The organism is Flavobacterium cerinum, assembly GCF_024496085.1.
Lineage (GTDB): Bacteria > Bacteroidota > Bacteroidia > Flavobacteriales > Flavobacteriaceae > Flavobacterium > Flavobacterium cerinum_A.
Genome location: NZ_CP101751.1, coordinates 142,744 through 163,493 on the forward strand (window position 1 = coordinate 142,744; position 20,750 = coordinate 163,493).

General features: G+C 37.5%; 16 protein-coding genes. 11 read left to right on the forward strand and 5 right to left on the reverse strand.

Translation table 11 applies throughout. The features are described from left to right. Positions 1-2: 2 nt before the first annotated feature. Entirely contained in the window at positions 3-2,519 is a 2,517-nt protein-coding gene (gene topA, locus NOX80_RS00570) for a type I DNA topoisomerase (protein WP_256551406.1), read from the reverse strand. 356 nt (positions 2,520-2,875) lie between these two features. On the opposite strand from topA, the gene NOX80_RS00575 reads away from it, so the two are divergent. From NOX80_RS00575 to NOX80_RS00625, 11 genes are all read left to right on the forward strand, one after another. Continuing rightward, positions 2,876-4,441, forward strand: a complete 1,566-nt coding sequence (locus NOX80_RS00575; protein WP_256551407.1) for a vitamin K epoxide reductase family protein — start codon at positions 2,876-2,878, stop codon at positions 4,439-4,441. Between the two features lie 156 nt (positions 4,442-4,597). Next, positions 4,598-6,793 carry a peptidase domain-containing ABC transporter gene (locus NOX80_RS00580; protein WP_256551408.1) on the forward strand — a complete coding sequence of 732 codons (2,196 nt, stop codon included), beginning with the start codon at positions 4,598-4,600 and terminating at the stop codon, positions 6,791-6,793. A gap of 27 nt (positions 6,794-6,820) precedes the next feature. After that, complete coding sequence (locus NOX80_RS00585) at positions 6,821-8,119, forward strand: HlyD family secretion protein (protein WP_256551409.1); 1,299 nt, start codon at positions 6,821-6,823, stop codon at positions 8,117-8,119. Between the two features lie 132 nt (positions 8,120-8,251). Beyond that, positions 8,252-9,697: a tRNA (N6-isopentenyl adenosine(37)-C2)-methylthiotransferase MiaB gene (miaB, locus tag NOX80_RS00590; RefSeq protein WP_256551410.1), complete on the forward strand. Its 1,446-nt coding sequence runs from the start codon at positions 8,252-8,254 to the stop codon at positions 9,695-9,697. A gap of 46 nt (positions 9,698-9,743) precedes the next feature. Beyond that, complete coding sequence (locus NOX80_RS00595) at positions 9,744-11,012, forward strand: sigma-54 interaction domain-containing protein (protein WP_256551411.1); 1,269 nt, start codon at positions 9,744-9,746, stop codon at positions 11,010-11,012. Positions 11,013-11,023: 11 nt separating this feature from the next. Then, positions 11,024-11,527 (forward strand): LptE family protein, encoded by a 504-nt coding sequence (locus tag NOX80_RS00600; RefSeq protein ID WP_256551412.1) that lies wholly within the window; start codon positions 11,024-11,026, stop codon positions 11,525-11,527. Between the two features lie 19 nt (positions 11,528-11,546). After that, positions 11,547-12,539 carry a tetratricopeptide repeat protein gene (locus NOX80_RS00605; protein ID WP_256551413.1) on the forward strand — a complete coding sequence of 331 codons (993 nt, stop codon included), beginning with the start codon at positions 11,547-11,549 and terminating at the stop codon, positions 12,537-12,539. 11 nt (positions 12,540-12,550) lie between these two features. Beyond that, entirely contained in the window at positions 12,551-12,949 is a 399-nt protein-coding gene (gene secG / locus NOX80_RS00610) for a preprotein translocase subunit SecG (protein ID WP_256551414.1), read from the forward strand. A gap of 141 nt (positions 12,950-13,090) precedes the next feature. Next, positions 13,091-13,366, forward strand: a complete 276-nt coding sequence (locus NOX80_RS00615) for a co-chaperone GroES (protein WP_256551415.1) — start codon at positions 13,091-13,093, stop codon at positions 13,364-13,366. Positions 13,367-13,413: 47 nt separating this feature from the next. Then, complete coding sequence (gene groL, locus NOX80_RS00620) at positions 13,414-15,045, forward strand: chaperonin GroEL (RefSeq protein WP_256551416.1); 1,632 nt, start codon at positions 13,414-13,416, stop codon at positions 15,043-15,045. Between the two features lie 95 nt (positions 15,046-15,140). Further along, entirely contained in the window at positions 15,141-17,525 is a 2,385-nt protein-coding gene (locus NOX80_RS00625; RefSeq protein ID WP_256551417.1) for a hypothetical protein, read from the forward strand. A gap of 41 nt (positions 17,526-17,566) precedes the next feature. Here the strand turns inward: NOX80_RS00625 and NOX80_RS00630 are convergent, their stop codons facing one another. The 4 genes from NOX80_RS00630 to NOX80_RS00645 form a co-directional block, all read right to left on the reverse strand. Beyond that, positions 17,567-18,877, reverse strand: coding sequence for a hypothetical protein (locus tag NOX80_RS00630; RefSeq protein WP_256551418.1), 1,311 nt, complete (start codon positions 18,875-18,877; stop codon positions 17,567-17,569). Between the two features lie 420 nt (positions 18,878-19,297). Continuing rightward, positions 19,298-19,843 (reverse strand): transcriptional regulator, encoded by a 546-nt coding sequence (locus tag NOX80_RS00635; RefSeq protein WP_256551419.1) that lies wholly within the window; start codon positions 19,841-19,843, stop codon positions 19,298-19,300. Next, on the reverse strand, positions 19,843-20,184 hold the full coding sequence (locus NOX80_RS00640; protein ID WP_256551420.1) for a type II toxin-antitoxin system HigB family toxin: 342 nt from the start codon (positions 20,182-20,184) through the stop codon (positions 19,843-19,845). Before NOX80_RS00640 ends, NOX80_RS00635 begins: the two co-directional genes overlap by 1 nt. Before the next feature lie 214 nt (positions 20,185-20,398). After that, positions 20,399-20,737 carry a heavy-metal-associated domain-containing protein gene (locus NOX80_RS00645; RefSeq protein ID WP_256551421.1) on the reverse strand — a complete coding sequence of 113 codons (339 nt, stop codon included), beginning with the start codon at positions 20,735-20,737 and terminating at the stop codon, positions 20,399-20,401. Positions 20,738-20,750: the final 13 nt, after the last annotated feature.

A 20,750-nucleotide genomic window follows, 5' to 3' on the forward strand; every position in this document is an offset into this window, starting at 1 on the left:
TCTTATTTCTTTTTTGTAGTTGTTTTTTTAGCCGGTGCTTTTTTTGCTGTTGCTTTCTTAGCTGCCGTTTTCTTTGCAGGAGCCTTTTTCTCGATCATCTCCTTTACCTCATCAAGCGTCATCTTAGCGGCATCCACATCTTTAGAAAGTTCAATTTTCACTTTCCCTTTCAGAATTACCGAACGCCCCCAACGTGCTTTTTCCACGCGGATTCCTTCTTCTTCCCAGTTATGAATTACTTTATCAATATCCTTTTGCAACTTATCTTCAATCAATTCTACAATATCCGATTGTGATAAGTTATCAAAGTTGTATTTCTTATTGACATTAATAAACATTCCGTTCCATTTAATAAACGGCCCGAAACGTCCTACTCCTTTTTGTACCGGTTCATTCTTATACGTTCCGATCGGTGCATCGGCCTGTTCTTTTTCTTTAATCAGAACCATAGCCCTTTCTAACGTTACGTCTAACGGCTCTTCACCTTTAGGAAGCGAAATAAAAACACTTCCGAAACGCACATACGGTCCGAAACGTCCGTTATTTACCTCCACTTCTTCTCCTTTATATGTACCCAGGTTTTTCGGCAACAAGAATAAGTTCAACGCTTCCTCCAGTGTAATACTTCCGATGTTTTGTTCCGGACGCAGACTGGCGAATTGTTTTTCTTCTTCATCCACATCACCGATTTGTGCCATCGGTCCGAATTTACCTAAACGTACACTAACCGGTTTTCCCGATTTCGGATCTACACCTAAAATACGCTCACCGGATTCTCTTTCCGCATTTTCTTCAACGTTTATTACGGTCGGATGAAAATGATCATAAAACAGACGCATCATCGTAGCCCAATCTTCATTTCCGGCTGCGATCTCATCAAAATCCTGTTCTACTTTAGCAGTAAAGTTATAATCTAAGATGGTTTCAAAATTTTTAACCAGGAAGTCATTCACAATAATTCCGATATCCGTCGGAACTAATTTTCCTTTATCAGAACCGAAATTCTCTTTCAATTCCTGATCATTTATCTTACCTCCTTTTAATGTCAACAATGCATATTTACGCTCTTGTCCTTCAAAGCTTCCTTTTTCAACATAATTTCTGTTGATGATCGTTGAGATTGTCGGTGCATAAGTCGACGGACGTCCAATTCCCAGTTCTTCGAGTTTTTTCACCAAAGAAGCTTCCGTATAACGCGCCGGCGGTCTTGAAAAACGTTCTGTAGCCGTAATATAATTATTCGTTAATCTTTCGTTTACCCGTAATGCCGGCAACATTCCTTCCTGTTCTTCCTCTTCGTCATCATTTCCTTCCAGATACACTTTAAGGAAGCCTTCAAAAAGTAACACTTCACCCACAGCACCAAACACTTCCTTATGGTTACTGGCTTGAATTTTCACATTGGTACGTTCCAACTGCGCATCACTCATTTGCGATGCCAGGGTACGTTTCCAGATCAAATCATATAAACGTGCCTGATCTCTGTCGATATTTACGGAATGCAAAGACATGTCAGTAGGTCGGATTGCCTCGTGTGCTTCCTGCGCCCCTTTTGTCTTTGTTGCATAATTTCTCGGTTTACTGAATTCTTTACCGTAGGAACGAATAATTTCAGCTTCGGCTGCTGCCATCGCATCCTGTGATAAGTTCACACTATCCGTTCTCATATAAGTGATCAATCCGGCCTCATACAAACGTTGCGCCAACATCATCGTAACACCTACCGGAAAATAGAGCTTTCGCGCCGCTTCCTGTTGCAAAGTTGATGTAGTAAAAGGCGCAGCCGGTGTCTTTTTGGTCGGCTTTGTTTCCAGATCAGCTACTTTATAGTCTGATCCTATATTTTGTTTTAAGAAGTTTTCCGCTTCTTCTTTTGTTTTAAAATTATGTGGCAGCTTCGCTTTAAATGTTTTTCCGGCTTCATTCGCAAATTCAGCCGAGACACTATAGGAACCTTCAGCTCTAAAATTTTGTATTTCGCGTTCCCTTTCAACAATTAAACGAACTGAAACCGATTGTACTCTTCCCGCAGACAATCCTCCTTTTACTTTTTTCCAAAGCACCGGAGAAAGTTCATATCCTACCAATCGATCCAAAACACGTCTCGCCTGTTGGGCATTTACAAGATCGTAATTAATCCCTCTCGGGTTTTCGATCGCTTTTTGAATGGCCGTTTTAGTAATTTCGTGAAAAACGATACGTTTGGTTTTTTTCTGATCCAATTTTAATTCTTCCGCCAGATGCCATGCAATAGCTTCTCCCTCGCGGTCTTCATCGGAAGCCAACCAAACGGTTTCTGCTGACTTAGAAAGGTCTTTTAGTTTTTTAACTACTGCTTTTTTATCGGACGAAACTTCATACTTCGGTTTAAAATTGTTTTCAATATCAACTCCGATTTCTTTGGAAGGCAAGTCGGCTATATGTCCGTAACTTGACTCAACCTGATAATCCTTTCCTAAAAACTTTTCTATCGTTTTTGCCTTTGCAGGCGACTCAACAATCACTAAATTCTTTGCCATACTTCTACTGTTTGTCCCGCAAAAGTATAGGATTTTTTTAAATATTACATTTTTGCTTTTTTTAAAACTAATTATTAATCTGCATTTCGGGGTTAATCACGTCATTTTTCACACGCTATTTTCAAAAGAAAAGTAACCCGATTATATCAAATCATTTACGCTATAAAAAAAGAAAACAATTCATTAATTATCAGAACAATAATTCTTAAAAAACCAACACTTCAAACACATCTTCCTTACTTTTATTTATAAAAAAACAAAAAAGTTGAAAAAATTAACATTTAAAATTTTGGACAAACGCACTTTATGATGATTTTTGAGAATATAATTCCCATTTCGCAACAAAAAAACACAATATGTCCTCTTTTTTAAATTTAACCTATGACTTTCTGAACAAAAACGCATACTTCTTAAACAAAGAGGATTTGAACCTTCAGTTGTTATCGCATGAAGATTACCCAAGTTTCCGATCGGTTTCAGATACTTTCGATTATTTTGGCATTGAAAATCTTGCAGCCAATGTACCGATAGACGCATTAGAACAGCTTCCGGAATATTTTATGACATTGATCAATATCGATGAAAAACCTGTTTTCGTATCCGTTCAGAAAACTAAAAACCGTATTATCTGTAAAGGATCTGATAAAAAAGCCCGTCATTACAGTTTTACCGATTTTAAAAAGATCTGGACCGGAACCATTATCGTGGTAGAGAAAAACGCCACTCCTACTGTAGACAAAAACAGACTAAACACAATCATTTCAGGAATAGCAGCTCTATTACTAGTTGCTATACTATTGTATCCTTTTTCGCTTACCACTGCATTATTAGGTGTTTTATCGTTATCCGGTATTTTCCTTAGTTGGCTGATTACAAAAGAAGAACTCGGTATTCAGGACACCATCACAACGACTTTATGTAACACCTTAAATGAAAAAGGCAGTTGCAGTACCATTATCAATTCCAAAGTTCGGTTTTTAGGCTGGCTCTCACTCAGTACCGCTACCAGTCTGTTTTTTCTTTCTCAGCTAACACTTTTACTATTTATCGGTTTTGACAAGACTTTTTTCAGCATCGCCTTATTAGCCGCTATACCGGTTTTGTTATTTTCATTTTACAGCCAGGCTTTTATTTTAAAAGAATGGTGCGCCCTTTGTCTCGGAACGGCTTTATTAATTGTTTTGGAAATGGGCTTTGTTTTTACAGCAGCTGCACCTTATCAATTCCAACCGGCATATTGGAGCAAAGCGCTATTATGCATTACGGTTATATTTTTAGGAATAACGTATTTCAAAAACTTAATAAGAAAGAACATTGACTTAAAAAAGACCGAGATTGACTTTCTAAAGTTTAAACGAAATCAGGAATTATTTTCCTCCTTATTATATAAGAAGCAACTCGCCAATAATTCAATTCTTCCAAAACAACACAAAATCAGCTTCGGATCCGACAATCAGGCCATCACCATACAAACGGTTATCAATCCGTTATGCGGTTATTGTACCGATGCTTTTAAAGCTTATTTTTCATTGTTAGAAAGACACAGTAATGACATTCGTATTCACTTTATTTTTAGTGTTCCTTATGATAAACCCGACAATCTTGCCACCAAAATAGTACTTTCCGTATTGGAAGCATACAACCACAATCCGAAACAAGCCTTATTACTATTAAAAGAATGGTTTGACAAAAAAGACATTTCCCATTGGGAGAATAAAAGCGTTACCATGACTCCGGAAAAACAGCAATTACTACAATCACATCGTTTGTGGTGTGATACGAACGGTATTTTGTATACTCCGGCTACTTTTATTAACGGCTATTATTACCCAACCGAATACAAAATACAGGAATTCAGTCTATTTTCTGACGAAATGATTGAACTGTCCAAAAAAGAGCACAATATGACCTATCAAAATTAGCACTAACAAAACATTGTCCTCACTTTGTCATTGATTTGACCTTGACAAATCCCGCTTTACTTAACAATATTATTATATTTGTTAATAATGATTGAGTTTTAACCACAAAACAACAAATAGTTATTCCTTATTAAGGTATACTAATTTTTAAACGAAATGCTACAATTCCCTTTTTATAAACAAGCCGATTCCAAAGACTGTGGTCCCACATGTCTTAAAATAATTGCCAAGCACTACAAAAAGGTCATCAATATTCAGAAGTTAAGAGCTTTATCTGAAACAACGAGGGAAGGAAGTAATCTTCTGTCACTAAGTGACGCCGCTGAAAGAATCGGTTTTCGTACATTGGGTGTCCGCATTTCATTAGAGCGATTGCAGGAAGTACCGGTTCCGTGTATTCTGCATTGGAATAACAATCATTATGTAGTCTTATATAAGGTAAAGAAAAACAAACTCTATGTTTCGGATCCGGCACACGGACTTCTGGAATATGATAAAGAAGAATTTCTAAAATTCTGGATCGGCAATAATGCTACTGAAACAACTGAAGAAGGAATCGCACTTTTAATTGAACCGACTCCCAAGTTTTATCAGAATGAATTTGAATCCGACAGTAACAACAGTGCTTTCGGTTTCGGATTATTATCCCGTTACGTTTTACGCTACAAAACTTTTCTGGTTCAACTAATCATCGGGTTGACAGCCGGGAGTTTTATTCAGCTTATCTTTCCGTTCCTGACACAAAGCGTAGTCGATGTCGGTATCCAAAACCAGAATATCCATTTTATTTATCTGGTACTTGTCGCCCAGTTGTTTTTGTTTCTCGGAAGAACCGGACTTGAATTTATCCGAAGCTGGATTTTATTGCATCTGTCAACACGAATCAATATTTCCCTGATCTCCGATTTCTTTATCAAACTGATGAATCTTCCGATTTCCTTTTTTGATGTGCGAATGACCGGAGATATCATGCAACGAATCAGCGATCATCACCGTATCGAACGAATCCTGACAACATCTTCATTAAGCGTTTTATTCTCCTTTATTAATATGATTATTATGGGAGCCGTATTAGCTTACTATAATCTGACTATTTTCGCTATTTTCTTTATCGGAAGTTTCTTCTACTTTCTATGGGTTACCCTTTTCCTAAAAAGAAGAGAGGATCTCGATTACAAACGTTTTTCTGAAGTCAGCCAGGAACAAAGTAAAGTAATTGAGTTGATCAATGGAATGCAGGAAATCAAACTGCACAATGCAGAAAAACAAAAACGCTGGGGATGGGAATATATCCAGGCGCGCCTATTTAAAGTATCCATGAAAAGTCTGGTATTGGAGCAAACTCAAAACATTGGTTCCAACTTTATCAACGAACTTAAAAATATTCTGATTATTTTTCTTTCTGCCAAATTGGTTATCGACGGTGCCATTACGCTCGGTATGATGATGGCCATCAGTTCCATTGTAGGAAACTTAAACGGTCCCATTTTACAATTAATCGGTTTTATACGGGAAGCACAAGACGCTAGAATTTCCCTTGCCCGTTTGTCGGAAATACACGAAAAAGAAGATGAAACTCAGGACGAGGACGAAAAAATACACGACTTTCCAAAAGACGAAACGATTAACATTAAAAATATCTCGTTCCGGTATACCGGTTCCGATATTCCCGTACTTGAAGATGTCAGCTTAACCATACCGGCTAAAAAAGTGACCGCTATTGTTGGTGTTAGCGGTAGCGGAAAAACGACACTGATGAAAATCCTACTAAAATTCTACGATCCGAATACCGGTGATATCTTTCTGGGCAAAACCAATCTTAAAAACATGTCTCAAAAAACCTGGCGTTCTCATATCGGGTGCGTGATGCAGGAAGGCTATATTTTTAATGATACAATAGCAAACAATATCGCACTTGGTGTAGACAAAGTGGATAAAAATCGTCTTGCTTATGCCGCAGATGTAGCCAATATCCGGGATTTTATCGAGGAACTTCCTTTGGGTTACAATACCAAAATCGGAATGGAAGGAACCGGAATGAGTACGGGGCAGAAACAACGCTTACTCATTGCCCGTGCCGTTTATAAAAATCCTGAAATGTTGTTTTTTGACGAAGCAACTTCCGCTTTGGATGCCAATAATGAACGGGAGATTATGCAAAAGCTAGATCTCTTTTTCCGGGATAAAACAGTAGTCGTTATTGCGCACCGACTTAGTACGGTTATGAATGCTGATCAAATTGTAGTACTCGACAAAGGTCGGATTATTGAAGTCGGAAATCATGAGGAACTCGTAGACAACCGCGGTGATTATTACCGTTTAGTTAAAAACCAGTTACAACTGGGCAATTAAATAAATACAGAATTAATACAACGAAAGATGCCTCAGCCTCAAAATAGAAGAACCAATATCGAATTAAGAAGCGAAGAAGTTCAGGAAATACTAACGCAAGTTCCGCATTGGATGATCCGATGGGGAAATATCGTTATTTTCATTATTCTGTCCTTACTATTAATATTGTCCTGGTTTGTCCGTTATCCGGATATTGTAACAACTGAAATCACGATAACAACACAAACACCACCCGAAAAACTAATCGCACGTACTTCGGGTCGAATTGAAAAAATTCTGGTTCCGGATCGCACAAAAATCAAAAAAGACACACCACTGGCCGTTATTGAGAACACTGCCAATTTTGAGGATGTTTTTCTTTTAAAAAGTATTACCGACAGTTTAAAGGTTACTCCCGATTTTAAATTCCCTTTTGAAAAAGTGAATGCTTTACAATTGGGCGATATTTCCAGTGTGTTTGCACTATTCGAAAAAGACTATGCCAACTATGAACTCAACAAAGACCTCCAACCCTATAATGTAGAAAACAGTGCCCAACGTTATGAAGCCACTCAGTTAAAGGAACGAATGGGACTTTTACAACAGCAGGTCATTATCGCGCAAACCGAATTACAACTTAAGAAAAAAGAACTGGAGCGCTATAAAAAATTATATGAAAACGGTGTTATCGCCTCTCAGGAATGGGAAACAAAAAATATCGACTACCTGCAAAGTGAAAAAAACATCAAAAGTCTGAATTCCCAGATTTCACAACTACATTCTTCTTTGAATGAATTAAGCCGAAGCAGTAAAACGACCAAAATAAATGAAACAAAGGATCAGGTTATCTTTTTCCGAAATATGGCGCAATCCTACAATCAGCTAAAAAAGGCTATTGCCGACTGGGATCTCGCTTTCGTATTGCGTTCCTCAATCCCCGGTGAAGTTTCCTATCTGCAAATCTGGAAAGAAAATCAAACCATTAATGTAGGTGAAAATGTTTTTACCGTCATTCCTAAATCCGATGCTCAATATATAGGTAAGGTAAAAGCACGGACTACCAATGCCGGAAAACTAAAACCCAATCAGGATGTCAATATTCGATTATTAAATTATCCTGATCGTGAATTCGGTATCGTGAAAGGCAAGGTAAAATCCATTTCGCTGACGCCTGATAAAGACGGTTTGTTATTGATTGACGTATCATTACCAAAAGGATTAAACACATCCTATCACAAAAAGATTACATTCCAACAGGAAATGGGCGGAACAGCCGACATTATAACGGAAGATCTTCGCCTGTTAGAACGGCTACTCTATCAATTCCGCGATCTGTTCAGAAGATAAAAAACAGCGTCTTTTCGGGTCTTTTCACGGCGTAATTGAAAATCTGTGTTAAACAAATCTGTCATCTTGTCAGAAAATAAAATTTAATAGTATCTTTGCAGATTAAGAAGATTTACACCCTTATCGTGATATATGGAAAAGGTTATTGAAGAAAATAAACAGGGAACCAGCCTTGTTCTTGAAAATAAAGAAGGAAACTCCAAAAAGCTTTTTATTGAAAGCTACGGTTGTGCGATGAATTTTTCCGACAGTGAAGTTGTAGCCTCAATTTTAGCGAATGAAGGATACAATACCACTCAGAAATTGGAAGAAGCTGATTTGGTTCTGGTAAACACCTGTTCCATTCGGGACAAAGCAGAACAAACAGTTCGCAAACGCCTTGAGAAATACAACGCAGTTAAAAAAATAAATCCCGGCATGAAAGTGGGCGTATTGGGCTGTATGGCCGAACGTCTGAAAAGCCAGTTCCTTGAACAGGAAAAAATCGTGGATATGGTTGTCGGTCCGGATGCCTACAAAGACATTCCGAATCTACTAAAAGAAGTAGAGGAAGGCCGTGACGCCATTAATGTAATTTTATCAAAAGACGAAACTTACGGCGACATCTCCCCTGTCCGTTTACAAAGTAACGGTGTAACTGCTTTTGTATCTATTACAAGAGGATGCGACAATATGTGTACGTTCTGCGTGGTACCTTTTACCCGTGGTCGTGAGCGTAGTCGTGAACCGCAAAGTATTTTGGAAGAAATCAACGATCTGGCTAGCAGAGGCTTTAAAGAAGTGACGCTTTTAGGACAAAACGTTGATAGTTATTTATGGTATGGCGGCGGATTAAAAAAGGATTACGAGAAAGCCAGCGAAATGCAAAAAGCTACCGCAGTGGATTTTGCTCAATTACTGGATATCTGCGCAACGGCACATCCAAAAATCCGTTACCGTTTTTCCACTTCCAATCCGCAGGATATGCATGAAGAAGTATTACATGCTATCGCGAAACATCCTAATGTTTGTAATTACATTCACTTACCGGTTCAATCCGGAAGTACCCGTATATTAAAAGAAATGAATCGCCAGCATACTCGTGAAGAGTATATGGCTTTAGTCGACAAAATCAAGACTATTATTCCGGGCTGTTCTATTTCACAGGATATCATTACCGGTTTCCCTACCGAAACAGAAGAAGATCATCAGGATACTTTAAGCCTAATGGAATATGTAGAATATGATTTCGGTTATATGTTTGCTTATTCTGAAAGACCGGGAACTTTGGCCGCCAGAAAAATGGAAGATGATGTGCCGGAAGAAACAAAAAAACGCCGTTTACAGGAAATTGTCGATTTACAACAGGAACTAAGCTATAAAAGAACATCCCGCTTCCTGAACCAAACCGTGGAAGTACTGATTGAAAAAGATTCTAAACGATCTGATGCACATTGGTCCGGAAGAAATTCCGAAAACGTAGTTGTGGTTTTCCCGAAAGAAAACTATAAAGTGGGTGATTTTGTAATGGTTAAAATCAACGATTGTACTACGGCAACCTTAATCGGTGAAGCAACCGGATATTCAGAAATGAATTAAATCCGAAACCGATATCAGCATCAATATAACCCAAACAACCTCTGTCATGGAAAACGTCCAAGCCATAAAACAGCGTTTTGAAATTATCGGGAATGACCCGAAACTCAATCGTGCCATCGAAAAAGCCATTCAGGTTGCGCCAACCGATATTTCGGTATTAGTAACCGGTGAAAGCGGTGTTGGTAAAGAAAGTATTCCGAAAATTATTCATTCCCTTTCCCATCGAAAGCACGGAAAATATATCGCCGTAAACTGTGGTGCGATCCCGGAAGGAACAATTGACAGTGAATTGTTCGGTCATGAAAAAGGAGCGTTTACAGGCGCAACGGCAACTCGTGAAGGGTATTTTGAAGTAGCCGACGGCGGAACTATTTTCCTGGATGAAGTCGGTGAATTACCGTTAACCACTCAAGTTCGTTTATTACGGGTATTAGAAAACGGAGAATTTATCAAAGTAGGTTCGTCACAAGTACAAAAAACCAACGTACGAATTGTAGCCGCTACTAATGTCAACATGGTTAGCGCTATAGAAAAAGGAAAATTCAGAGAAGATCTTTATTATCGTTTAAGTACCGTAGAAATTAATCTTCCTCCGTTACGGGAACGAAAAGAGGACATCCACTTGCTGTTCCGCAAATTTGCATCTGATTTTGCTCATAAATATAAAATGCCGCCTTTAAAGTTAGACGAAGGTGCAATTCAATGGCTTACCAAATACCGTTGGAGCGGAAATATCCGTCAGCTTCGCAATGTAGCCGAGCAGATATCTGTATTGGAAACCAGCCGCGATATTTCATTAGCAACACTTCAGTCGTATTTACCGATGGAAGGGAGCAATTTACCTTCTGTAATCAGTGATAAAAAAGCGGATAGCGATTTCAGTTCCGAACGGGAAATTCTATATAAAATCCTTTTCGACATGAAAAGTGATTTGAACGATTTGAAAAAACTGACTTTGGAATTGATGCAAAACGGCAATACCAATAAAGTTCAGGAAACCAATAAAAATCTGATTCAGCGTATTTACGGCACGGCAGATGAAACTGAAATTCCGTTTGAAAAACAAAACAGCCTTGACGCCATTCCGGTTCCTTCGAAAAATATGCAGGAAGAGTTTGACGACGATGACGACGATCAGAACTACCTGATCGCAGAAGCAGTTGAAGAAGAAGATTCATTGCGCCTGGATCAAAAGGAAATCGAACTGATCAAAAAAGCATTAGAACGCAACAAAGGAAAAAGAAAAGCAGCAGCAGATGAATTAGGCATTTCCGAACGCACATTATACCGAAAAATTAAGCAATTCGATCTGTAATATATTCCAAAATGAAAAATTTTAAATCCCTTTTTATAATCCCGATCCTGCTATTACTAAGCAGCTGTTCCGTTTATAACTTTACCGGAACCGGAAAAATAGATGCCAAGACATTTCAGGTTAATTATTTCCAAAACAATGCACCGTTAGTAGAACCGGGAATTGAAAGAAACTTTACACTCGAATTACAAAAAATCATTCAGAATCAGACCAATCTGAGTCTTACCAATACCGGAGGTGATCTGATTTATGAAGGTGAAATTACCGATTACAGGATTACACCTATGGGATCGAATGCTAATCAGGGCGCCGATCAAAACAGGCTTTCCATCACGGTAAACGTACGTTTTACCAATAAAAACAAATCGGATGACGATTTCGAAAGAAAATTCTCTTTCTATTATGACTTCCCTGCTAATGATCAATTGGTTGGTTCCAAACTTTCAGAAGCACTAAACGTTATTTTTGAAAGAATTACACAAGATGTATTCAACCAGTCATTGGCGAAATGGTAATAACAACAAAACTGTCATTGTGAACGTAAACGATTTAACCTATTTACTCAATAAACCCGAAAACATCCGGTCGAGACAAACCATCGAACTGGAAAGTATTTTGCATCAGTTCCCCTATTTTCAGGCGGCTCGGGCAATTCATCTAAAAGGGCTTTACGATGAAAACAGTTTTCGTTACAACCACGAGTTAAAAAAGACAGCAGCCTATACTACCGACAGAAGCATCCTTTTCGAATTTATTACATCGAAAAATTTCACATCAATACAACAGGCTTTCTTTGAAGAAAAAGAAGCGGCTATTCAGGATATTATTGTCAATCAATATAAAGTTGTTATTCCGGAAGAAACAAAACCGGCTGTTAAAGAAGTCGATCCGTTGGAACAGTCAATCCGATCTTCGATTAAAGTAGCCGAACCGGATCCTGTCCAAACCGAAATCAAAACGGAAACAACGGCAGAAAAACAAGAAAAAACAGAAACCGCTTTAGAGCAATCCATTCGCACTTCGATTAAAGTTGCGGAACCGGAGACTGAAAAGCCGGCTGTTGAAACCCAAATCATTCCGGTAAATGAACCGTCCGAAATTGAAACGGCTGTTGAAAATCTTGAGATCGGAAAACCGTTGGAATTTTCAAAAGAAGAAAAACATTCGTTCCAGGAATGGCTCCAATTGGCAAAATTTAGTCCGATTGACCGTGAAAATCCGATTGAAAAAGAAGAAATTGATCCGGAGAAAAAGAAAAAATCAGATCTGATTGATAAATTTATTGAAACCAATCCGAAAATAGTTCCGAGTAAAAATACGCCTGTACCTCCCGTAAACATTGACAAATCGACTCAGGACACTTCTTATTTGATGACCGAAACACTGGCAAAAGTGTACCTCGAACAAAAAAAATATCAGAAAGCAATTCAAGCTTATGAAATATTAATTTTGAAATATCCAGAAAAAAGTCATTTCTTTGCAGACCGAATTTCGGATATTAAGATATTACAACAAAATAACAATTAAAAAATTAAAATATGTTTTCAGTTTTTTTAGTACTAATAACAATCGTTTGTTTTTTACTTATTGTGGTTATCATGGTTCAAAACCCTAAAGGTGGAGGATTATCTTCAAGCCTTGGTGGTTCACAAATGATGGGTGGTGTTCAGAAAACAAATGACTTCCTTGATAAAAGTACATGGACTTTGGCTACTGCCTTAATCGTTTTGATTTTATTATCCAGCTTAAGCTTCACAGGAAGCATGGGTGATAACGGTTCTAAATTAATTGACAACAACACTCCGGCTCCGGTTGCAGCTCCTGCAAAACCGGCAGCTAACCAAACAGCGGCTCCGGCTGCAAAAACAGAAGAAGCTCCGGCAGCTACTACAGATGCAGCAACTCCGGCTCCGACTACTGAAGAAGCTAAAAAATAAGCATACGTATACGATTATAAAATGCCAGCCTGTCAGTGCTGGCATTTTTTTTTACAAAAAACTGTCAGTTTTAGCAATTGGCATACTTTCTGAAAAGTAAATTGCATCAAACTAAATAATAACATAAAATAACATATCATTATGGCATTAAACATTAAACCACTTTCAGATCGCGTTATCGTGGAACCTGCGGCTGCTGAAACGCAAACCGCTTCCGGTATTATCATCCCTGATACAGCTAAAGAAAAACCTCAGAAAGGTACTGTGGTAGCTGTAGGAAACGGTAAAAAAGACGAACCCTTAACGGTAAAAGTCGGAGATACGGTTTTATACGGTAAATATGCTGGAACCGATTTAAAATTCGAAGGTAAAGATTACCTGATTATGAGAGAAGATGACATTTTGGCGATCATCTAATAATGTACCATAAAAAAGGATAACAAATAAAATTAAAGAATTATAAAATGGCAAAAGATATAAAATTTGATATTGAAGCACGTGATGGTTTAAAACGTGGAGTTGATGCTTTAGCAAATGCAGTAAAAGTAACATTAGGTCCTAAAGGTCGTAATGTAATCATAAGTAAATCATTCGGAGGTCCTACAGTAACTAAAGATGGTGTTTCTGTGGCAAAAGAAGTGGAATTAAAAGACACTTTAGAAAACATGGGAGCACAGATGGTAAAAGAAGTGGCTTCAAAAACCAATGATCTTGCAGGTGACGGAACAACTACTGCAACTGTTTTAGCACAGGCAATCGTAAAAGAAGGTCTTAAAAACGTAGCAGCAGGAGCGAATCCGATGGATTTGAAAAGAGGAATCGACAAAGCTGTTGAAGCTATTGTATCTGATTTACAAAAACAAGCTCAGGAAGTGGGTAGCTCAACTGAAAAAATCAAACAGGTAGCTTCTATTTCCGCTAATAATGATGATGTGATCGGTGATTTGATCGCAACTGCTTTCGGAAAAGTAGGAAAAGAAGGTGTTATCACTGTTGAAGAAGCTAAAGGAACGGATACGTATGTTGATGTTGTAGAAGGAATGCAATTTGACAGAGGTTATTTATCACCTTATTTCGTGACCAATCCGGAAAAAATGGAAGTGGAATTAGAAAGACCATACATCCTTTTATACGATAAAAAAGTATCTTCTTTAAAAGAATTATTACCAATCCTAGAGCCGGTAGCACAATCCGGAAAACCATTGTTAATCATCGCTGAAGATGTTGACGGGGAAGCGCTTTCTACATTGGTAGTTAACAAATTAAGAGGGGCATTGAAAATTGCTGCCGTGAAAGCACCAGGCTTTGGTGACAGAAGAAAAGCAATGTTAGAAGATATTGCAATCCTGACAGGCGGAACTGTAATCGCAGAAGAAAGCGGATACAACTTAGAAAATGCTACTTTGGACATGTTAGGAACTTGCGAAAAAGTAACAATCGATAAAGACAATACTACAGTAGTAAACGGTGCCGGTGAAGCTGACATGATTAAAAATCGCGTTAACCAGATTAAAGCACAAATGGAAACTACTACTTCTGATTATGACAGAGAAAAACTACAGGAGCGTTTGGCTAAATTGGCCGGCGGTGTAGCTGTATTATATGTAGGTGCCGCTTCTGAAGTAGAAATGAAAGAGAAAAAAGACCGTGTGGATGACGCTTTACATGCTACTCGTGCAGCTGTTGAAGAAGGAATCGTTGCCGGTGGTGGTGTTGCTTTATTAAGAGCTAAAGCTGTATTAACAAATATCAAAGCCGATAATGCAGATGAAGCAACCGGAGTTCAGATTGTTTCCCGTGCTGTTGAAGCGCCGCTAAGAACAATTGTTGAAAATGCTGGTTTAGAAGGTTCTGTAGTAGTAGCTAAAGTAGCTGAAGGAAAAGACAGCTTCGGATATAACGCTAAAACGGACGAATATGTTGACATGTTAAAAGCCGGAATTATCGATCCTAAAAAAGTAACACGTGTAGCACTTGAAAACGCTGCATCTGTTTCAGGAATGATCCTGACAACAGAATGTGCTTTGATCGAAATTAAAGAAGAGAATGCCGGAGGTGCTATGCCAATGGGAGGCGGAATGCCGGGAATGATGTAATATTTCAACTCAGATATACTCAAAAAACCATCTTGCTCGCAAGATGGTTTTTTTTATCATTTTTATTTCTCATCTTTGAGAAAACAAAAACAAATATGCTGCTAAAAAACCTTCTTCTTTTGCTTTTATTGGTTCACTATAACAGTCAGGCGCAATCGTCGGTCACTCAACGTGAACAGGAAATCGCATCCTTGTATAGCAATTATTTTAAAGCAAACCGCGAAAAGATCCATCTTCACCTCAACAAAACGGTTTACCTGAGCGAAGAAACCATTTGGTTTAAAGGGTATGTCATTGAAGAAAAAAATAAGCTTCCTTTTCCGCAAACGGCCAATGTTTATGTCGATTTAGTAGATGAAAAAGGAACAAAAATACAATCTGAACTATGCTATTCCAGTAATGGCATTCTGGAAGGCTATATTTCGTTAGATAAAAAAACAGCAACAGGAAATTATTACATAAGGGCTTATACTAACTTCATGAATAATTTTAAAGAAGATGAATCGGCTCTATATAAAATCCGTATTCTGAATCCTTCCGATCCGGCAACTTCAAATACAAATTCCAAATTAAACCTTAAAGCCCTTACGGTTCAATTTTTTCCTGAAAGCGGTGTACTATTAGAAAATACGACCAATACCATTGGAATAAAAATAACCGATTGTAACGAAAAACCGGCTATAATCCGGGACGGATCAATTGTAAATGCTAAAGGAGTTGTTGTGACCCGTTTTTCTACTAACGAAAACGGTATAGGCCGGTTTGATCTGCTACGAAACCAAGACGCCCCTTATAAAGCTGTTTTCACGATCAATAATACCACACAATCATTTGCCCTTCCCGCTGCAAAAACAGAAGGCTATACTTTTAGCATCAACAATTATACATTAACAGATAAAGCCTTTTTAAAAATAAGAAGTGTAACTCCGGTTACTGTAGACACACAGCTTTCGCTTATCATCCAACAAGATGAAAAAGTGACACTGATAGAGTCCTTAATTCTTAAAAAAGGAACAAATGAAGAAAGTTTTACCATTAATAACGATCATTTTTATAATGGTATCAACACCTTAACACTGATTGATTCAAACAATAAAAAAATAGCCGATCGTCTGATTTTCAAACCTTATTCTATTCTGAAAGAATCTATTGTTACGATCGCAAAAAAACGAAACGATTCTATTATTTTTAAAGGATCTTCTACAATTCCGTTTGCCAGTCTCAGCATTTCAGTAGTTCCTGAAAAATCAGTGGCAACCGGTGATACCCGTTCGTTATACGACACGTTTATTTTTTCGACCTATCTGAATCATTATTGGTCCGGCAATCCGGCAACCTATCTTGCGGATTTTTCCAGAAACAGACATTATGAACTGGATACGTATCTGATTACTCAAAAGCCTAAATATGATTTTGAAACGATTTCAAATACTGCCGTTCCGGATAACAAATATGAATTTCAAACCGGCATAACGATTAAAGGCACCATTAACAAGCCGCTTTCCGACAGAGATAAATATTTTGTAGAAATGAGTGCGTTTTTTAACAGTATCAAAAAACAATCGGAGATTAATGATAAAAATGAATTCTTCTTCAATAATGTCATTTTATCCGATTCAACCAAAGTCTCATTTATTCTACAGAATAGAAAAGGAAAAATCGAGGAAATTCCTATGTCAATCCAGGTACTAAAAGGACAAAACATATTTTTAAAACAGCTTCCACAATTGCCTTCACAATGCCCAGATGGGACTTCACCTACTAATAAAACAGAAACCTATTCGTTTCCTTATGTTCGGGATACGAAAGTCGTACAACTGAATGATGTCAATATAAAGAAAGCGCCAAAAGCTCCGGTTTTAAAAAATATAAACCGGTTTAGCAATTCAATGGCCAGAGGCTTCAAAATAAGCAGTGGTGATTTCGCCTCTTTTAGAGAAGTTCTTCCATTTATCGGCGCTCATGGTTTTGATGTAATTTATAAAAACGGTGATGTTTATATTAATAATCGTATCACACGATCACTCCGCGGCAATCCCTCTCCTGCTGTTTTTGTTGATGATGTCCCGTTACAACCCGATTTGACCATGCTTATCGGTATGTCATTGGATATGGTAGAAGAGATTTATATCAGTAAAAACGGTTACGGACTTGGAATGGATGGCGGTAGCGGCTATATTCGCATTTATACAAAACGCTATATGGGAACTTCTGAACCGGCAAGATCAAAAGCCCAATCCTATGTTGTAAAAAAAGCATTCCAGCCTTATAAAAGCTTTAAAAATCCGGATTATTTGGATTACGATGCCGGATTTATCAATTACGGTACTATTAACTGGACTCCGAATGTTGAAACTGATGAAAACGGCGCTTTTACTTTTTCAATTCCGAATTACAATCAGAAAAGTGTAAAAGTAAAAATCGAAGGAATCGGTTCTAACGGTGAGTTGATTTCCGAAGAAAAGATAATTCATTTATAAAAACAAAAACCGAAGCTTGAACTTCGGTTTTTTTATATTCTTTAGTTAAAAAACACTTGATATTGTGCTATAAATGCTCCTTTTCTTTCCAACTGATCACCGGTTGTATTATAAACCGGTCGGTTTTGATAAGCCAGCGTAAATTTGGATGTATGTCCGGACAAAAGCCAGTTCACTCCTATATCGTAAAAATTCATCGCTGTATTCAAACGTTCATAATTGGCATGTTGTAATGAAACGTAAGGCATTAAAGTCGTTTTCCCAATTAAATTATCTTTTAATTTATACCCCAGTTGTCCGTATAAAATAGTACCGGTTCCATACATCGGAAAACCATTTCCGCTGCCGTTTAAAATTGTCGGATCTTTCGTTCCGTTTACGGGATTCATTACCGCTGCATTCCGGATATAGTTTTTACCGAAATCATAATGCGTCACACTTCCGTAAGCACTGATTGCTTCTCCTTTACTCCCTATCGGAGCATCATAATAGATATCGGCTGCCAGATGGACCATATTCTCGCGAATCGTATCATTAGCAGTTCCCAATCGCCACATAGCATCTTTCTGATAAACAAATCCGGCTCCGATGTTCAAGACTTTTTTCTTTCCTAAATACGTTCCCGTCATATAGGGTGTCTGATTGGATTCCTGATCTTTAAACTGATACTGGAAATATCCGTTCCATTGCATATCCGGCGGATCGGCAGAAAAAGAAGCATTAGATGTAATTGTCGGATTATAATTGGCCGATTTCTGAATATTCATCGGTTTAGCCATAGCAATCCGGTAATCGAATTTTCCTAGTTTTCCCTTTGCAAACACGGAAAGCTTTCGCAAAAACTGATCGGTTACATCATTCGTACTTTGCTGATACAAAGGTGCATCAACTCCCAGAATCGTTCCGGCCGACGGTGCTGCAAAACGCGCCAGTCCGCTCCAACCGGACAATCCCATTCCCAGAGATAATTTATCTTTATCGATGGCATAATCTCCCATCGCATCATGTACAAAGAAACCGACTTTTCGATCGGACATACTATTGAAATTGTTTTCCCCGAATTGCGTATAGATAAAAACACGATCTGTTAGCTGACCGAACATTTGTACGCGATATCGGCGAATTCCGATATCCGTTCCGTTATCCTGCGGTACATTGTTGATTGTTGATCCGGGGTTAAAATCCTGATTTCGGAGCCAGGCTTGTGTCAGGAAAGTAAATTTCACATAATTGGATCCGTCTTCGTTCAGATTCAGTTTCCGATCTTTAAAAAAGTCCTGAGCCTGCATATGTTGCGGCATAAAGAACCCTAGCAACAGCAATCCTGTTGCTAAAATGTTAGTTGTTTTCATAAATGTAGTAAAGTGAGTTTCGGGTGACAGACAGTCGATTCGAAAAATTACTGCTTAATCATTGATCATCGCCATAAAACGGCTTATTTTTTTCGTATCGACCGATTTTTACAAATATAATTTTTTCAGCCCAAAAGTCCCAGAGAATTACACGCGGAATAGCATTTAATTTCCTTTTTAACATCCTAACATTCCTTTATTTACAACTGTTTCGGGATCTATAACAGATATATTGTGAACAACCTCAGCCATTCCATTATTCGTATCAATAATTCGACACACAATACCAATAAAAAACCACTCCGAAGAGTGGTTCTTTTTAAATTATGCTTTAAAATTTCCGGAAAATTAACATCCTGAAAATTGCAAACAATACGGTTTTTCACATTTCGGTTTTTTCTTGTCGTTTTTCTTCTTCTATCAATACGAGCAAAGTATCAGATCTTCCTTTCCTAATGCTTTTATAGCTGTTTTAATTTTAACTATGTCTTCTTTTGATAAAAAAACCGGGATCAATTCTTTCATGTTTATTTTTAACAGACAGTTGATTACGATTAAATCTTTTAACGTAAAAGGTTTAATCCCATTCATCAATTCCGACATATGCGTTTTACTTTTATGCCCTAAAACAGTTCCCAGCTCTTTTTGTGTCAGATTCAGAGTCTTTAGTTTGTTTCGAATTAGTTGTTTTCTGTTTTCTATAAAAATTCGTTCTTTCTCCGCCAGTTTTTCAGAAAGATCGCTTTCCGCCATTTTTTCATCTGTCAATTTTTCCAAGTCCGACCACTCCTTACGCTCATACGCTTCAAGCAGATCCCTTAGTTTTTTTCTTAGATTTTTAAAATGCAAACTGTCTTTCGATAAGATTCTTAATTTTCTCTCTGCAATTAAGGCTCTTTCAAAGTCCATTTCATTTGTTATAACTCCTTTTTCTACAAGCTGTTCTATATCAAAATGTGTTTTCATTATTCAATATAATTTTTATTTTTCAACCATTTTTCAATGACTATTCTGTTATTCTTAAAGATCCTTTCGTATTCCTGATGCGTCCCGGCCCATATTATTGTAGCTTCTCCTTCCTCATCCATCTCAATTAAAATCAATGTTCTGTGAATATTGATATCAAAAAAGAAAAAACCGTCACTGTGTACACAATCAGCATCTTTTCTAATCGTTATTATATCTTCTCTAACCGGGTCAAATATTTCTAAATCTGTAATCAGTTTATCAACAGCATCACACAGCTTTTTATTCCCGATATTTTTTCTTTTTAATTTTAAAATGATTTTCTTACCTATTATCCGCATAACAAAAATATAAAAAGTTCTGAATAAAACCGAACTTTATTTGAATTTATTTTTTTACCAAACAGAAACAAGGTAATGATTTTCATTATTTTACCACAAAACAAACAGCTCCAATAGAAGTCAAAATAAGATCATTAACATACTATTGCTTTTACATATAATTTTACTGAGTTATAAAAAAAATCCCGATTCTTTTGAACCGGGATTTTTAATTTTATCTTTCATATTGACAACAACTATGTAGCTTTCCGTAATCATCGGTAGTGGCTTTTACTGTTTCCGTATCGTGTCCAGCTTTGGCAATCGATTCCTGAATTTGTAACGGAGTTGCTTTTTCTTCATTCATAATCACATGCAGCGATTGATTATCCGCTGTCCAGATCGCTGATTTTACTCCCGGAACGGCATAGGCCGCCTTTTCAATTCGCTTTTTACACATTTCGCAGTTTCCTTTTACCGCGATATCGTGCTTTGCATTTTTATTTTTCTTTTCCTGCGCTTGTGCCGAAAATCCCACTATTGAGAGTAATAGCACTACTATTATTTTTTTCATCTTTTTACAGTTT

Bases quoted from the DNA above. Each gene is read 5' to 3' on its own strand.
- NOX80_RS00635 (WP_256551419.1), bottom strand. From the start codon at position 19,843: ATGAAAACACATTTTGATATAGAACAGCTTGTAGAAAAAGGAGTTATA.
- miaB (WP_256551410.1), top strand. From the start codon at position 8,252: ATGGAAAAGGTTATTGAAGAAAATAAACAGGGAACCAGCCTTGTTCTT.
- NOX80_RS00580 (WP_256551408.1), top strand. From the start codon at position 4,598: ATGCTACAATTCCCTTTTTATAAACAAGCCGATTCCAAAGACTGTGGT.
- NOX80_RS00630 (WP_256551418.1), bottom strand. From the start codon at position 18,877: ATGAAAACAACTAACATTTTAGCAACAGGATTGCTGTTGCTAGGGTTC.
- NOX80_RS00595 (WP_256551411.1), top strand. From the start codon at position 9,744: ATGGAAAACGTCCAAGCCATAAAACAGCGTTTTGAAATTATCGGGAAT.
- NOX80_RS00600 (WP_256551412.1), top strand. From the start codon at position 11,024: ATGAAAAATTTTAAATCCCTTTTTATAATCCCGATCCTGCTATTACTA.
- NOX80_RS00585 (WP_256551409.1), top strand. From the start codon at position 6,821: ATGCCTCAGCCTCAAAATAGAAGAACCAATATCGAATTAAGAAGCGAA.
- groL (WP_256551416.1), top strand. From the start codon at position 13,414: ATGGCAAAAGATATAAAATTTGATATTGAAGCACGTGATGGTTTAAAA.
- secG (WP_256551414.1), top strand. From the start codon at position 12,551: ATGTTTTCAGTTTTTTTAGTACTAATAACAATCGTTTGTTTTTTACTT.
- NOX80_RS00615 (WP_256551415.1), top strand. From the start codon at position 13,091: ATGGCATTAAACATTAAACCACTTTCAGATCGCGTTATCGTGGAACCT.
- NOX80_RS00640 (WP_256551420.1), bottom strand. From the start codon at position 20,184: ATGCGGATAATAGGTAAGAAAATCATTTTAAAATTAAAAAGAAAAAAT.
- NOX80_RS00575 (WP_256551407.1), top strand. From the start codon at position 2,876: ATGTCCTCTTTTTTAAATTTAACCTATGACTTTCTGAACAAAAACGCA.
- NOX80_RS00625 (WP_256551417.1), top strand. From the start codon at position 15,141: ATGCTGCTAAAAAACCTTCTTCTTTTGCTTTTATTGGTTCACTATAAC.
- NOX80_RS00645 (WP_256551421.1), bottom strand. From the start codon at position 20,737: ATGAAAAAAATAATAGTAGTGCTATTACTCTCAATAGTGGGATTTTCG.
- topA (WP_256551406.1), bottom strand. From the start codon at position 2,519: ATGGCAAAGAATTTAGTGATTGTTGAGTCGCCTGCAAAGGCAAAAACG.